Source organism: Maribacter sp. TH_r10 (genome assembly GCF_033101095.1).
Classification (GTDB): Bacteria; Bacteroidota; Bacteroidia; order Flavobacteriales; family Flavobacteriaceae; genus Maribacter_A; species Maribacter_A luteus.
The window spans coordinates 108,361-122,666 of sequence record NZ_JAWMPY010000008.1 but is presented as its reverse complement, the minus strand read 5'-3'; the positions used below and the strand labels follow the sequence as shown (position 1 = coordinate 122,666).

General features: G+C 36.9%; 15 protein-coding genes. 11 read left to right on the top strand and 4 right to left on the bottom strand.

Annotation, left to right across the window (positions count from 1 at the left end):
• Positions 1 to 28: 28 nt before the first annotated feature.
• Positions 29 to 1,948, bottom strand: a complete 1,920-nt coding sequence (locus R3X28_RS16390; RefSeq protein WP_317665778.1) for a BatA domain-containing protein — start codon at positions 1,946 to 1,948, stop codon at positions 29 to 31.
• Between the two features lie 66 nt (positions 1,949 to 2,014).
• Positions 2,015 to 3,022 (bottom strand): glycosyltransferase family 2 protein, encoded by a 1,008-nt coding sequence (locus R3X28_RS16385; protein WP_317665776.1) that lies wholly within the window; start codon positions 3,020 to 3,022, stop codon positions 2,015 to 2,017.
• A 219-nt stretch (positions 3,023 to 3,241) separates the two neighbouring features.
• Between R3X28_RS16385 and R3X28_RS16380 the strand changes: the two genes are divergently transcribed.
• The 5 genes from R3X28_RS16380 to R3X28_RS16360 all read left to right on the top strand — a co-directional run bounded on the left by R3X28_RS16380 (position 3,242) and on the right by R3X28_RS16360 (position 8,462).
• Positions 3,242 to 5,260 carry an LruC domain-containing protein gene (locus R3X28_RS16380; RefSeq protein ID WP_317665774.1) on the top strand — a complete coding sequence of 673 codons (2,019 nt, stop codon included), beginning with the start codon at positions 3,242 to 3,244 and terminating at the stop codon, positions 5,258 to 5,260.
• 186 nt (positions 5,261 to 5,446) lie between these two features.
• Positions 5,447 to 5,674, top strand: a complete 228-nt coding sequence (locus tag R3X28_RS16375) for a hypothetical protein (protein WP_154366751.1) — start codon at positions 5,447 to 5,449, stop codon at positions 5,672 to 5,674.
• Positions 5,675 to 5,830: 156 nt separating this feature from the next.
• A complete protein-coding gene (locus R3X28_RS16370; protein WP_317665772.1) occupies positions 5,831 to 6,667 on the top strand; it encodes a sialate O-acetylesterase in 837 nt (278 codons plus the stop codon).
• Positions 6,668 to 7,349: 682 nt separating this feature from the next.
• Positions 7,350 to 7,934, top strand: coding sequence for a hypothetical protein (locus R3X28_RS16365; protein WP_154366753.1), 585 nt, complete (start codon positions 7,350 to 7,352; stop codon positions 7,932 to 7,934).
• 162 nt (positions 7,935 to 8,096) lie between these two features.
• The gene (locus R3X28_RS16360; RefSeq protein ID WP_154366755.1) at positions 8,097 to 8,462 is read left to right on the top strand and encodes a hypothetical protein; all 366 of its coding nucleotides are present in this window, start codon (positions 8,097 to 8,099) and stop codon (positions 8,460 to 8,462) included.
• Positions 8,463 to 8,618: 156 nt separating this feature from the next.
• Here R3X28_RS16360 and R3X28_RS16355 read toward each other — a convergent pair whose 3' ends face one another.
• Positions 8,619 to 8,786 carry a hypothetical protein gene (locus tag R3X28_RS16355; RefSeq protein WP_317665763.1) on the bottom strand — a complete coding sequence of 56 codons (168 nt, stop codon included), beginning with the start codon at positions 8,784 to 8,786 and terminating at the stop codon, positions 8,619 to 8,621.
• 268 nt (positions 8,787 to 9,054) lie between these two features.
• Between R3X28_RS16355 and R3X28_RS16350 the strand changes: the two genes are divergently transcribed.
• Both R3X28_RS16350 and R3X28_RS16345 read left to right on the top strand, forming a co-directional pair.
• The gene (locus tag R3X28_RS16350; RefSeq protein ID WP_154366757.1) at positions 9,055 to 10,497 is read left to right on the top strand and encodes an ATP-binding protein; all 1,443 of its coding nucleotides are present in this window, start codon (positions 9,055 to 9,057) and stop codon (positions 10,495 to 10,497) included.
• A gap of 181 nt (positions 10,498 to 10,678) precedes the next feature.
• The gene (locus R3X28_RS16345) at positions 10,679 to 11,083 is read left to right on the top strand and encodes a DUF6326 family protein (RefSeq protein ID WP_317665760.1); all 405 of its coding nucleotides are present in this window, start codon (positions 10,679 to 10,681) and stop codon (positions 11,081 to 11,083) included.
• 115 nt (positions 11,084 to 11,198) lie between these two features.
• Here R3X28_RS16345 and R3X28_RS16340 read toward each other — a convergent pair whose 3' ends face one another.
• Positions 11,199 to 11,462: a hypothetical protein gene (locus tag R3X28_RS16340; protein ID WP_317665758.1), complete on the bottom strand. Its 264-nt coding sequence runs from the start codon at positions 11,460 to 11,462 to the stop codon at positions 11,199 to 11,201.
• Between the two features lie 187 nt (positions 11,463 to 11,649).
• On the opposite strand from R3X28_RS16340, the gene R3X28_RS16335 reads away from it, so the two are divergent.
• From R3X28_RS16335 to R3X28_RS16320, 4 genes are all read left to right on the top strand, one after another.
• The gene (locus R3X28_RS16335; protein WP_317665757.1) at positions 11,650 to 12,336 is read left to right on the top strand and encodes a DUF4386 domain-containing protein; all 687 of its coding nucleotides are present in this window, start codon (positions 11,650 to 11,652) and stop codon (positions 12,334 to 12,336) included.
• Positions 12,337 to 12,604: 268 nt separating this feature from the next.
• On the top strand, positions 12,605 to 12,991 hold the full coding sequence (locus R3X28_RS16330; protein ID WP_317665755.1) for a VOC family protein: 387 nt from the start codon (positions 12,605 to 12,607) through the stop codon (positions 12,989 to 12,991).
• Between the two features lie 183 nt (positions 12,992 to 13,174).
• Positions 13,175 to 13,666, top strand: coding sequence for a hypothetical protein (locus tag R3X28_RS16325; RefSeq protein WP_317665753.1), 492 nt, complete (start codon positions 13,175 to 13,177; stop codon positions 13,664 to 13,666).
• 29 nt (positions 13,667 to 13,695) lie between these two features.
• Complete coding sequence (locus tag R3X28_RS16320; RefSeq protein ID WP_317665751.1) at positions 13,696 to 14,301, top strand: hypothetical protein; 606 nt, start codon at positions 13,696 to 13,698, stop codon at positions 14,299 to 14,301.
• The last annotated feature ends 5 nt before the right edge of the window (positions 14,302 to 14,306 follow it).

The following is a 14,306-nucleotide window of genomic DNA, read 5'->3' as shown; positions in this document are numbered from 1 at the left end:
CACAGGGTTTATCTATTGTTTTTATGGATCATTTAAAAAATTTGATAATAAGCACTTCGATCAAAAGAAAAAATAGTGCTAAAATAACAAACCATTTCCAAAGCTCGGTTATACGATTATCGTCTTTCAGTTCTTGGAAAAGGGTCGTTATCGAATTATGTATGCTCGCGGGATCGACCTGGTTCAAATCCATAAAACCAAGGTCACTTTCATCCCGAGGGTAATTGAAACTTATTTTTTTCAAAGGAGTCATATTTTCTGAAATAGTATAGACACCATCTTCGGTGGGGTTATCTATAAAGCTTAAGGAAACCTTATTCGCCAACGTCTTTTGTTGGGGTATGAACTCTTGGTCGCCTTTGGAAACTTTAAGAATATGGTCTTTTGCCATTTTTCTTGAAACATCCATATTTACAGAGCCGTTCATGACAAAATACAATGGAGGGGGTTGTAGGCTGTTGGTCCCCATTTTCAAGAAAGTGGGAACGATCAATGGGGATTGTTGAAAGTTGGAATTTTCGATTGTAAGTGCGGCCGTAAACAGATAAACCCCATTAGAGCCCACTAGGAATGCCTCTCCGTTTTGATAGGTCAATGCTTGTTGGGTGTTCGACTTTAACTTATAAAATTGGTTTACTTTCGGATATTGGAAATTATCGATGCTCTTTTCAAACACCCCTTCATAAAGTGGGTGGCCGAAAGTTATTTGTGTAATCAGGTTTTCTGATTTTACCCCTTCCGTGATAGTACCCAAGGATAAGGGGCCTAATAATTGGTTGTATGAGTTGATATCGGCATTAATGGCAGGGATAATGGTTAGGCTACCTCCATCCGCAACAAAAGATTGAATACTCGAGATAAGGGAGTTGGGAATGTTCTGTAATTCATTCAGTATAATCAAGTTTTGATTTTCAATATCCCTGTAATTCAAATTTTTCAGGGAATAGGAAGAAAAAACGAACTCGTCTTCGGAGTAAATACGCTGTAAATAGTTTGATGGTGTTTTTTCAATGGCCAAAACCTTTGGCCTGTCCTTTTCATCAATGTTAAAATAAAGGTGATTATCATAGGGGAGTCCCTTATCGGTAATCACCAATTTTCCCGAAACCACTTCAGAAGCCGGCAGGGTAAAGGTAGCTTCACTTTTTCCGTTATTGAAAAGGGCAGCGGTTTTAGCGATCAATTTATCATTGTTATACAAAGAAACCGGGGTCCTTTCTACATCTGGTGATGCTGAAAATAAAGCAGTTATATCAATAATGTCAATTCCGGATTTGCTAACGTAGCAGCTGTCTATGGTTATGTTTTCTAAATCCGTGACCGGTATTTTCACAAGGTGTTTCTGCAAGGTACTGTCCGTTGTGTAGGATTTTAGGGAAATACGGTTCTGAAAATCGGAAACGATGATCAGGTTTTTGATGGTGCCTCTATTTTTTGAAAAGAACGTGCCGGCCTTTAACTCAATTTCTTCCAAACTTAATTGATTGGGTGTAGGGATAATCCTTAAGAGTTCGTTCTGAACGTCGACTAAACGAATGTCCTTATATTCATTGGTATTGGTAAATAGGCTGAAAGTGCTTTCCGGGGGTACGGATTTCAGGATATCCTGCACCGCATTGTTCATCAGGGTCTCATCCAGATGCTTTGCCCACATGCTGAATGAATTGTCCAAATAAATGACCGTTTCCTTGGTCAACAATGCTTTTGTATTGGCCAGAAAAGGTCGGGCAAAAGCTAGGATCAGTGCTGCATAGAGTAAAAGACGTGTACAAAGCAACAACCATTTTTTGAGGGAATTGCTCTTACGGGACTCGGAAACGATTTTTTGTAACAGCTTTACATTCGTAAAAGGTGTCTTTTTGAATCTTCGAAGTTGAAAAAGATGAATGAATATAGGAATCAGTAGAAGAAAAAAGGCCCAAAGAAGTTCTGGATATTTAAACTGCATTCCCGATTTTGGTTTGACAAATATATGAAGTATTCAGAAATTGATCGTACTTATTCATATTTAAATTCAACAAAAGAAAAAATAGTCGTTCATCGGTGTTCGGTCCAGGCCCTTAAAGAAGGTTTTAATCGCTTCCTGTTCCTTTTCATTGGCCACAGTAATGATGTTCTGTGGATTTTCAAGTTGGTTCAGAACTTGAAAATGTTGCAGTTTTTTTCCGTAGATATCCTTATTGATCTTTTTAGGATTATCGCAGATCCATTCGAAAGAAATATTTTTGGCCAATAGCCTTTTGGCAATGGTCTTTCCTTTGTTCCCGGCACCCCAGACAACTAAAGGCCTGTTCGCTTCATAATCGAGCTTTAGGAAATAATGCAATTTGATATCCAGAAAATAATTGGCCGCATAGTGTTCACTGATGCGGGAAGTGCGGTCATCGTAGTCGCGCCAATGGTGCAAAACCTTGCTGCATGGAATACATTCGAGTTTATTTTCATAAAATCGGAAGGTTAGGTCATAATCCTCGGGATAACGATCGGGTTCAAAGGCCCCACAACGATTTAAATCTTCCCTAAAAGCCATCCAACAGGGCGAAGGGATTACACATTCTTTATATATTTCGGTGTAATTGCTTCCCTTTGCTGTGAGTTCGTTCAACCATTTTTCATATCGGGCATACCCGTTACTGATGCCCCGATGGCTAAAATAGGCGACTTGTCCTACAGCCAAATGCCCCATGCCTTTTTGAAGCAATAGGTTGACCATGGTACCGATCTTATCTAGGGTCATGATATCATCGGAATCCATTCGTGTAATCAGTTCACCGTGGCAATTGTCATATGCTGTTCGCAAAGCGGCAATGATTCCCGAACCTTGGTTTTTAAGTAAACGTATTCTGGAATCTTTCAAAGCGAAACGATGTACGAGATCGTAACTGTCATCTGAAGAAGCATCATCAATCGCCAAAACCTCCCAAAAAGGATAATCTTGTTGCAGAATCGATTCTATACATTCCGGCAGGTAGGCTTCGGTATCCTTAAAAGGAATCAAGATACTTACAAGGGGTTTTTGCATGTCCGCAATTTATGAAAAAACCCTCATTGAAACATTCATTTTGTATTCACCGTACGATAAATTCCATTGGTCTATAGCAAAGGGCGACTTACCACTTACAAGCAAATTTAATAACGATACGTCTCTAGTTTTGTGGGTAATAACATCCATCTTAAAATAAAAAGTAGGAAAATACGTTATAAAAATTCATATTTATCTGATGATCTTAAAACTGTAAAAATGACAACCAAAAATACACTGTATCTTTTCATATTCCTTTTATCGATTCTAACGGCTTCTTGCTCAAAAAATGAATTTGAGGAACCGCAAACAGAAGCTGTGGAACCGGAAGAGGAAACGACCGAATTACAGATTACCCAATTGGTGATTCCGACCGACTTTGATTTTGCTACCCAACAAAATATTACGGTAACGATCAATGATGCGAGTCCGTATGTGCGTTATGACCTCTATGCCTATAACGATACGGATGAGGAAAGTGAAGAAGTAACCTTTGAAAATGAAATTGGGGAAACCGTTACAGGCACTGAGTGGCAATTTGATTTATTGAACAGATTGGTGTTCTCAGCTGTTCCCTATAATGGGAAAATAGAGAAACAAATAGTACTTCCTACCTATTATACCAAGGTTTATATTCGTAGAAAGGAACAAAATAAATATTCATCCGAAGTATTATCCGTGGTCAATAACCGTATAGATTACACCCATGTTAATTCATCAGGGAAGACCGCGAAAGCTGGGGTTACCGATTTTCTATATTGTGTGAACGGAGGAGGGGAGTTGTTCCAGGTAGATCCCTTGGATGGTTCTTATACGCCACTTTCAACCATGCCGATGGGAAGTTATACCGCGGCAATAGATCAAGAGAACAAGGTATTGTACAGCATAGGTAAAAGTTCCCCTTTCCCTTTAATGAAGTATGACATCGTTACCGAGGAATGGAGCACTGTTAACGACCTTGGGTATGGAGGTCCACGATTGGCCTATAATGATGAGGATAGGTTACTTTATTTCTCGGATAACAGTGGTATCCTAAAGATAATAGACCCAATAGAGGGAGTTACACTTTCCTCATGGGAAATAACAGGTTTGGATAATACTGGTGGAGGGGATTTGGCTTTTGATCCCGAAGGAACCATTTTCATGTGTACTTTTTCAGGATTGTATGAGTTGGCGCTTACTGATGATAGTTTTTACAGTGCCACCCGTATAAGTGCCGATAATCTACCGTTCAACCCTACTTCCATGACTTTTGATTCCAATGATGAGTTGTGGTTGGCCACATCCAGTTCCGATTCCGATCTGATCATTATGGATACACAGACCGGCGGATGGGAATATAGATATGGGGTAAACGCGACTGGATCGGAACCCATTGGGCGGGCCATAAACGACTTAGCCACTTTCAGGGTATTTTCCGAAGACGATAAGTTGATTGATACCGATGGGGACGGAATCGTTGACGGTGATGATGAATTTCCGGATGATGCGGATAAAGCATTTGAATCTTACACACCAAGTAAATATGGTAATGGAACCTTGGCTTTCGAAGACTTATGGCCGTTTCAAGGGGATTATGATTTTAATGACGTGGCAGTCAATTATAAGGTAATCGCTGTTGAAAATGCGGCAAATGAAGTGGTTCAGGTCGATTTTGAAATAACCTCAAAAGCCAATGGGGCAGGTTTCACCAATGCATTCGGTATAGAATTCGAGAACTTATCCCCATCGATTATCGCTTCGGTTACGGGGCAGGTACTCAATGAAGGTTATATAGATCTGAATGACAATGGTACAGAGGCCGATCAAGAAAATGCCGTGGTTATATTTTATGATAATAACTATTCCGTCCTTAAACAAGATCTGGTTATTTCAATTAAATTCACGGAACCCATAGAATCGGGTAAATTAGGTACGGCGCCTTTCAACCCCTTTATAATCGTAGATAAGGATAGGGAGGTTGAGGTTCATTTACCCTATGCGAAACCTACATCCTTGGCCAATAATTCTGGAGTGATCGAAGGGAATAATAAGGATACCGATAAAAATTATGTTACCGATACCGGTTTACCATGGGCAATTAATGTGGTACACGATTTTAAGGTGCCAACGGAAAAAACAGCGGTCAATAAGGCTTATAACCATTTTGATACCTGGGCCACATCGGGCGGAGTGGACAAAGCGGATTGGTATAAAGACAGTGCGGGGTATAGGAATGCCTCAAAGCTGGCCGATTAAAAAACAATCATTTACTATCATTACCAATAAACATACCCTGACATTTTAGTCGGGGTTTGTTCTTTTTAATGGTAAGGTATTATTAAAAAAGAAACGAAATTTTAAGGAAATAAACAGATTCTATGTTTTTATTTGGGAGATATCCAATATATCTATATATTGCTATATTAGTTAAAAAGAATGTAAATGGACATATTAAAGGAGGCGGCAGAATTTGAGAATGCCAAGATGAGTAACATGTCTACTAGTGATAGGGTAGAGGCTTCGAGGGAAGCAAAACGGTTGATTTTGGGTATAAACGAAATATATAAGGAAACCAAGGACCCGGAGCTTATGGAAATCATGAAACGATTGACCGCAAAAAAGAAAAAAATAGAAATACGATTGAAGGGAAGACCCGATCAAGTTATTTGATTCGTGATGTTCCCTATCTGGGAAACAGGGGGTGCGCAATTCCCGAATGAACGCACACATAAAATACGGTAAATTCTTATTCACTTTTGACGAAATACCATTAATCTAATGGGTGGTTATTGTATATTTTTATAATCCAATTATAAAACCAATATCATGTTTTCACCTATTCAGAGAATAATAGTCTGGGTCATACTTTTCTGTGTTTCCCAAATGTTTTCACAAGACCCTGATTTTCAGATTTATATTTGTTTTGGACAATCCAATATGGAAGGTTCGGCCACGATAGCGGAACAGGATAAAGCGGTGGACGACCGTTTTGTTATGATGCCTTCGATGGACTGTGAGGAACAGGGGAGGACCATGGGTAATTGGTACCCTGCAGTACCCCCCTTGAGTCAATGTTATGTTGGTCTTTCCCCTGCCGATTATTTTGGGCGTACCATGGTCGAAAAACTTCCCGAGAACAAAAAAGTAGGCGTGATCAGTGTAGCCGTTGGCGGTTGTGATATACGTTTGTTCGATAAGGACATCTATAAAGAATTTACCCAGACCTACCCCGAAGATTGGTTTCAGGGAAAGATTGCCGGTTATGGGGGCAATCCATACGATCGTTTGATCACTTTGGCCAAGAAAGCCCAAAAAGAAGGAGTGATCAAAGGTATATTGCTTCATCAAGGAGAAACCAATACCGATGATGAAAAATGGCCGGTTTACGTACAACAGGTATATACGAATATGTTGAACGACCTAGGATTAGAGGCCAGTGAGGTTCCTCTTTTGGCCGGGGAGGTAGTACATGAGGAACAAGGCGGCAAATGTGGCAGAATGAACGCCATAATAGATAAACTGCCCGAAACGGTGCCAACGGCCTACGTTATTCATTCTAAAGGATGTGCCGTTCGGGAAGACGATATACATTTTAACTCAGAAGGTGTTCGCGAAATGGGAAGGCGCTACGCAGCGCAAATGTTGCAGTTAGAGGGCTATTGATCCCAATCCATTTTTGCTAAAAAAATTCAAAACTCCCACAACAAGTTGTTTGTGGGGTTTTTTTTGCTTTTTCTTGAAGTATGCCCAAAGAAATGGGTTTACTTGCCAAGCTACTTTTTGATGATAACTAGGCCTCCAAAGGTTGGCAAATGTTTAAGAACCAGTTTTCATGAAATCTTGATTTGGACTACTTTAGAGTAACTGTGTTATAGCGCGTTTTGATGAAGAAAAGTGCACGTTTAGGCTCAAGATATTCAATACTTTTTTAGTACAACCTGATTGGTGTACGGAATCAATGGTGATATATGGATTTAAAATAGAGAATGGCAATTTGGTTGACTTTTGGAGACAAGAAGCAGGTTGATCTCAGTATATTAAGAATAATAGGGTCAAAACCAGGTACAGTCCTTCCAGTGTTCTGAACATTATTGTCAATGTGGCATAAAAGCGGGGATAAACAGAAGGGTTACACCTCATATGCTAAGGTATGGTTTCGCAACCCATTTGCTTTAAAAAGGCACTAATACTAGGCATATTCAATTAGTACTGGGTCACGGGTCTACAAGAACGACCGAAAGATATACCCATGTGGTGGATAGGTCATTTATGAAATAGAAGATTTGTTATCTTAGGCGTATAATGTATATATGATCAATGATCATATTCAATTGTTGTAGCCAATATGAGAAAACACCTTTTCCAAATATCAATTATCGGATTTCTAATCCTGATTTCTTGCCAAAAAGAAAAAGAAATCACTATCGAAAATGATGATTTTAAATGGACTATTAATATTCCGAATAACTTTAAAGAAGTTTCGGAAAAGAATTGGATTAAGGTTAAGTCAGATGGAATGGAATCATTCGAAAAAGTATCTGCCCAGAAGGTTAAAAAAGAAGATATTGAGAATACTTTATTCGCTTATAAGAATGGACAATTCCACACTTTGGAATCAAACTATAAAATAATCAATACGACTGAAAATTATATAAAAAGCAATAAAGAACTGAATACTGTGACGTACGAATCTTTGAAAAAAGCAATGTCAAATACGGAATTAGATTCTTTATCATCTAAACAAGTGATAAGCGGAATGGAATTTGACACTTTCGAAATTAATTTTGACTATCCGAATGGTGAAAGACTTACGACAAAGAGTTTTAGAAGATTGTTTGGAAATAAAAGATTTACAATAAACATAGTTTACAAAGATGAGGCAATCGGAAAAGAGCTGATTAACTCAATTACAAACTCGAAATTTGAATAAATACTGGCTACAACACCGTATTTAATTTATTGCTAGTTCTAGCCTACTTACGAAAATCCTCGCGGATTTTATAATCGATTTTTATTTGCTAAATTAGGTGTTTAAACCACGCAACATACCATATACAAACACGTTACCATACATTTGAGAAAACCGAACTAAATGACAATTTGGACTATATTGTTTATAATTATTGGAGTTTATGTATATCTGACTTATACTAAAATTGAATTTTTAAATTTAAGAACTGGATGCAAAAAAATATCAGCAGAAGTTGTGGAATATAGAAAAGAAAAAGGACCAATGCGGAATGATTATACGGAATTGGATTACCCTTATGTGAAAATTGATTTAGAAAACAAAGAATACACGATTAGAAGACTGAAATACGCTAACAGTATGAATAAACCATTTGCCATTGGGCAAAAAGTTGATGTATTTTGGTATGGAAGCGACCTTTTGTATTGGAATGCTTATGATAACGGAATTAATAAATATTTGCCTAATAAATGGAATTTACTGAACTGAAAAGCTTGCCGAAAAATAAAAAACGTGTGGCAACACTGGTAACTGTTGCACAAGCCCTTAATTCCCACATAAACGGATTTATATAAGCCTCTTCAAGGGGCTTTTTTTCAATGTGTCCCAGAATTGAAAAGACGTTTTCGGGTACCGTACTAGGGTTTAAAAAAAGTCGTAGAAGACAATTTTCACCAAATATGCCGAAACAAGCATTCCCGCCCCGCTTTTCGCTCGTTTTCCAATGAATTTCAGGTATTTCTTCAGGTTGTAGGCGATCGCCAACTGGAAACTCGCGAACAGTTTTTCCTGATAGTTCTTCTTGCCTTGCATACCTAAATTTGCGATCCCTTTCCCGATCGCCAATGATCGACAAAGACTTTTTCCTTAACTTGTGCAACAGGCACAATACCTAAACGTAATGCCCTTCGGGACACTACGTATAGCCGGGTCGTTGTGTTTCATTGAATGTAAACGGGAATTGTCGAATTAATAGTTTATAAATGCGAATATCTCCTTAAAATTATATTTTATGTAAGAATAGATAGTTTTTAATCTACTTATATTATGTATATTTGTCGTATTAAGATAAAATATAACAATGCTTAACCTTATTCCGACAGAAAAAATTATTGAACGTCTTCGCTATGAAAACCCATGGTGGATCACCAAAGAGATTCCGAACACTTATAGCTCCATGTCTAGGAGGTTATATTTTGACCTATTTTATCCGTTCGTAACTGAAAGAAGAATTAAAAGAGCGGTAGTCCTGATGGGACCTAGAAGAGTTGGTAAAACAGTGATGTTATTTCATTGCATTGAAAATTTACTGAAAGAAAAAACAAATCCTCACAAATTATTCTTTATTGGAATCGATAATCCTATTTATGTCAATTTAAGTCTAGAAGACATATTAATTCTTTGCAAAGAGTCCTTGAACCTTGAAAATCTTGATGGTTGTTATGTTTTCTTTGATGAGATACAATATTTGAAAGATTGGGAAAGGCATTTAAAAGTATTAGTTGACTCTTATCCCGAAACTAAGTTCATTGTTTCTGGTTCAGCGGCAGCTGCATTAAAATGGCATAGCACAGAAAGTGGTGCAGGCAGATTTACTGATTTTTTGCTGCCTCCGTTAACATTTCAAGAGTACATCCATTTGAAAAAGTTGGATCATTTAATTTTTCAAGGTGATATTCAATACGGAGACAAGGATATACCATATTGTCTAACTCATGACGCCAAAGCATTAAATAAGGAATTTATTCATTATTTAAATTTTGGAGGCTATCCGGAAGTTGTATTCTCTGATAGAATTCAGAGTGATATGGGTAGGTATGTTAAAAACGATATTGTGGACAAAGTTCTACTTCGTGATTTGCCTAGTCTATATGGAATCAAAGATGTTCAAGAGTTAAATAGATTTTTCACATATATAGCTTACAATACTGGAAATGAATTTTCCTATGAAACTATGTCAAGGGAAAGTGGTATTCTAAAAGATACGCTAAAAAAATATTTGGAATATTTAGAAGCAGCTTTCCTAATTAAGGTGTTAAATAAGGTTGGCGTCAATGCTAAAAGATTAAAAAGAATAACGAGTTTTAAAGTATATCTTACCAATCCGTCACTCCGTACTGCTCTATTTTCGCCAATAAGTGAAATTGACCAAGAAATGGGAAACATGGTAGAAACAGCAATTCTTTCGCAATGGATGCATAGAGAACAATTGGATTTAACATATGCTAGATGGAAGGACGGAAGACAAGATGGGGAAGTAGATTTGGTTCTAGTTGATGAAAAAAATTATAAACCCGTTTGGGGAGTAGAAATTAAATGGAGTAATCGATATTTCGATAAGCCTCAAGAATTAAAAAGTTTAATTAAGTTTTGTGATGCAAACAAACTCGATTCCGCTGTTGTAACCTCTATTGATCAAATTGGCACAAAAGAAGTAAAAGGATTGAAATTTACATATCTTCCTGCTTCAGTCTACGCTTACAATATTGGGGAGATTACACTTAAAATGAAAACTGGTAATTAACAAAACGAAAACACAACAAAATGTATTTTGCATGGCTGCCCTTTGGACTAGCAACAGCACCATACACAACCGTGGGCAATAGGCCGAAAATCGAACTAACTTTAAAATTCAGGCAACCATTTAAAAAGATTTTACGTCTATATAAATACAAACGGACTTGAATTGTAAAACTTTAAAGGATATGTTAGAAAACCCGAAAGTGAATATCAAAATTAAACTTGCTTCTTTATGGGCTTCAGCAACTTTCTGTTATTTATATGGAGATTATTTTGAACTCTACACACCAGGAAAAATAGACAGTTTACTTTCAGGTGAAAATATTTTAGATAGTCCTACTAAATTATTAATAGCCTCAATGATTTTAGCAACTTCATCAGTAATGGTGGCACTCTCAATTATCCTAAAACCAAGAATAAATCGTGTTCTTAATATTGTATTTGGAATGTTGTTTACAATAATGATGTTATTCATTGGATTCAATTCAAATACTAAATGGTATGGTTTCTATGTGTTTTTAGCATTTTTAGAAAGTATTATTACTGCATTAATTGTTTGGTATGCTTGGAAATGGCCTAAAGAAAAATAAATACTTTAAGGAAAAAGTTTGAACAAATTAAGAAAAGAATATAAGCCAATTGCCAACAAAGGTAACCGATGCTCAAGTCCTTAATCCCTACATAAACGGATTCATATAAGCCTCTTCAAGGGGCTTTTTTCAATGTGTCCCAGTATTGAAAAGACGTTTCCGGGTAACGAATCGGGGCAAAAAAAAAGTCGTAGAAGACAATTCCCGCCAATGATGCCGAAACAAGCATTCCCGCCCCGCTTTTCGCTCGTTTTCCAATGAATTTTAGGTATTTCTTCAGGTTATAGGCGATCGCCAACAGGAAACTCGCGAACAGTTTTTCCTGATAGTCCTTCTTGCCTTGCATACCTATAGTTACGATCTCTTTCTCGATCGCCAATGATAGACAAAGACTTTTTTCTTAACTTGTGCATTAGGCACAATGGCTCGGGGCTGGGCGGAAAAGTCCTGCGGACGTTTTCCGCAACAGATCATAGCCGAGACGTTTTGTGCCATTTGGGCAAAACTGTAACAATTACTCTATTACATCGTCAGAATTAGTATAAAATACTAAAATCAAATAATCAATGATTGTAAATACAGTACAGAAGAATTTAATTAAGACCGCAAGAATAACTGGCTTATGGTATTTAATAATGGCTATTACAGGAATTCTAGGGTTTATGGTCTTTCATTCTCAAATATTTGTATCTGGTAATCCTGAACAAACGCTAACAAATTTAGTAGAATTAGAATCTACAGCAAGAATTAGGTTGCTATTAGAGTTTGCTATCGTATTATCTCAGGCACTTACCGCAGTTTGGTTTTTCAAATTATTTAAAGATAAATATGAATGGGAAGCTTGGACTCTAGGTATATGGGGAATGGTAAATGCTTTAGCCATTATGATAAGTGCAATTTCAATCGCCTCAGCAATAGGTATTGCAAATTCTGATATAAGTGCTATGGAAGACAAAGTTTTACTAATTCAGGTTTTTCAAAATATTATTTCGCATGCTTGGGGTATTGGTGGACTATTTTTCGGGTTATGGCTATTTCCCATGGGATACATAGTTATCAAATCTAAAAGGTTGCCTGTCTGGTTAGGAAGAGTTATTATTCTAGGTGGAATAGGCTATCTAATTTCTACAATTATTCGCTACGCCGGAATTGATTTTAGCTACAATAGATTTCTTACGCTACCTGCAACCATTGGTGAATTTTGGATGATTGGTTATTTGCTGATTTTTGGAATAAGATCTAGCCATGAGTAAAATTAAATTAAAACGGCACACAACACCGGTAACCGTTGCACAAGCCCTTAATTCCTACATAAACGGATTCATATAAGCCTCTTCAAGGGGCTTTTTTTATTACTTCATTAGTATTGGACTGTAAATTTCTGATGGCCTTATCCTTTTTAAGACAACTTTAAATTCAACAATTTTATAACAAAGACCTATTTCTATTAATATATTATCTTTAAGTCAGTAAGCGACAAAACAAATTGAGACCATACGGAGTATTCATAAAACCACAAAAATGAAAGTAACACTTATAAGCATCCCAGTCCGTGATCAAGAAAAAGCCCTGCGGTTTTATACTGGGAAATTGGGCTTTATAAAAAAGAAGGACGTACCATTAGGTGAAGGAAATCGTTGGTTGACCTTGGTGTCAAAAGAATGGCAAGATGGACCGGAATTATTGTTGGAACCCGCCCCAAACCATTTTGAACCGTCAAAAGTATATCAAGATGCATTAATGAAGGCCGGGATTCCATGGACCCAATTCGATGTGGAAAATATTGATGCCGAATTTGAAAGATTAACGAAACTTGGGGTGGAGTTCAGCGTAAAACCAACCGAAATGGGGACGGTTAAAGTCGCCATTTTTAATGATACCTGCGGAAATAACATTCAACTTGTTTAGGAGTTGGAAAGCACTACGACTTAAGATTTTGACTCTTTTTAATAATCAGGGAATTGAAGAATTACTTTTAAGGTTCGCCGCATGTGTATTTAGTGACGAAAACCCTTAGCTACCTCAGTCAATATATCAATAAAGTTGGTCATTTATAAACATAGCGGTTAAGACCTGTTTTATTCTAATGAAATGAAATCGAATATTTCTCAATGGGTATTATATAATCTAGTTGTTTGCTTTGCTGTTTATTGGTTGTCAAACGTTATACTTTGGTATCCTTGGAGTATAAATGAGCAATTGGGACAATGTATAATGTTGACCGTAAATCCGATTTTGTGGGGATATGCATCCTATGTATGTATTAAAAAATATCCGAAAGCCCATTTGTTCAAAGGGGTGGTTTTCAATAGTATTATTTTTATTGTGGTGGCCATTGTTTCCGATATGGTTCTCTTTGCAGGTATTCAAAATGCAATGGATAAACTAATGCATGTGACGACCTTATATGGATGGGCTTTCGTGGTAACGGTTCCTTTTACCATATATCTATTGTTCAAAAATAAAATGAAAGCAAAAAAGAAAGTGCTGGTTGGGGATGATTTTAAAATACCATTGATTATCGGTTTGTTTTCATTTATGGTAATTTCCATTATCTTGTTATTTAATATACGTTTTGGATAATGAAACGGAAAAATTCAATTGCATAGAAAATGAGCGATAACTATATAACTATTTGTACCATAGAAGAAGTTGAAAATCCTATTGATTTAGGGCAAAAAATACTTCAATGGTTACAATCAAATGAAATTATTGAACAAGAACCGTCAGACTGTATTCTAAGTACCAAAACAAAAGGGTATAAACCGGGTAAAAACCATACAAGTGCTATTGGGTATGACGAAGATCTTTTACGGCTTAAAGTATGTGGGGTAGAAGTGAAAACAGAACGTGAAGTTTTCAATGTTGGCGCATTTACGCCTATGACTAAATTGGAATGTCCAAATTGCCGAGCGAACAGGTTCGAAGGAATAACGCCTCAAGACTTTTTTACCGACAATTGTACAAAAGAACAATTAAACTTATTTCATACGGTATTTCCCGAATTTGATAAGTGGACAAACAATGAAAAGGCTACGCTCGTCTGTCCACATTGTTCTAACGAAAGTAACTTGTCCGACTATGGTACCGATCATTCGATCGCATTTTCCAACCTTGGTTTTACTTTTTGGAATTGGCCAGATCTAAACGAAGAATTTCTAATGGACCTAAAGTCTGTTATAGGAACAGAAATTGTCCGAATGAATGACCACCTTTAAAACGT

Coding starts and splice junctions, on each gene's coding strand:
- R3X28_RS16365 (WP_154366753.1), top strand. CDS start 7,350: ATGAGAAAACACCTTTTCCAAATATCAATTATCGGATTTCTAATCCTG.
- R3X28_RS16360 (WP_154366755.1), top strand. CDS start 8,097: ATGACAATTTGGACTATATTGTTTATAATTATTGGAGTTTATGTATAT.
- R3X28_RS16330 (WP_317665755.1), top strand. CDS start 12,605: ATGAAAGTAACACTTATAAGCATCCCAGTCCGTGATCAAGAAAAAGCC.
- R3X28_RS16345 (WP_317665760.1), top strand. CDS start 10,679: ATGTTAGAAAACCCGAAAGTGAATATCAAAATTAAACTTGCTTCTTTA.
- R3X28_RS16355 (WP_317665763.1), bottom strand. CDS start 8,786: ATGCAAGGCAAGAAGAACTATCAGGAAAAACTGTTCGCGAGTTTCCAG.
- R3X28_RS16375 (WP_154366751.1), top strand. CDS start 5,447: ATGGACATATTAAAGGAGGCGGCAGAATTTGAGAATGCCAAGATGAGT.
- R3X28_RS16325 (WP_317665753.1), top strand. CDS start 13,175: ATGAAATCGAATATTTCTCAATGGGTATTATATAATCTAGTTGTTTGC.
- R3X28_RS16370 (WP_317665772.1), top strand. CDS start 5,831: ATGTTTTCACCTATTCAGAGAATAATAGTCTGGGTCATACTTTTCTGT.
- R3X28_RS16350 (WP_154366757.1), top strand. CDS start 9,055: ATGCTTAACCTTATTCCGACAGAAAAAATTATTGAACGTCTTCGCTAT.
- R3X28_RS16390 (WP_317665778.1), bottom strand. CDS start 1,948: ATGCAGTTTAAATATCCAGAACTTCTTTGGGCCTTTTTTCTTCTACTG.
- R3X28_RS16380 (WP_317665774.1), top strand. CDS start 3,242: ATGACAACCAAAAATACACTGTATCTTTTCATATTCCTTTTATCGATT.
- R3X28_RS16320 (WP_317665751.1), top strand. CDS start 13,696: ATGAGCGATAACTATATAACTATTTGTACCATAGAAGAAGTTGAAAAT.
- R3X28_RS16335 (WP_317665757.1), top strand. CDS start 11,650: ATGATTGTAAATACAGTACAGAAGAATTTAATTAAGACCGCAAGAATA.
- R3X28_RS16385 (WP_317665776.1), bottom strand. CDS start 3,022: ATGCAAAAACCCCTTGTAAGTATCTTGATTCCTTTTAAGGATACCGAA.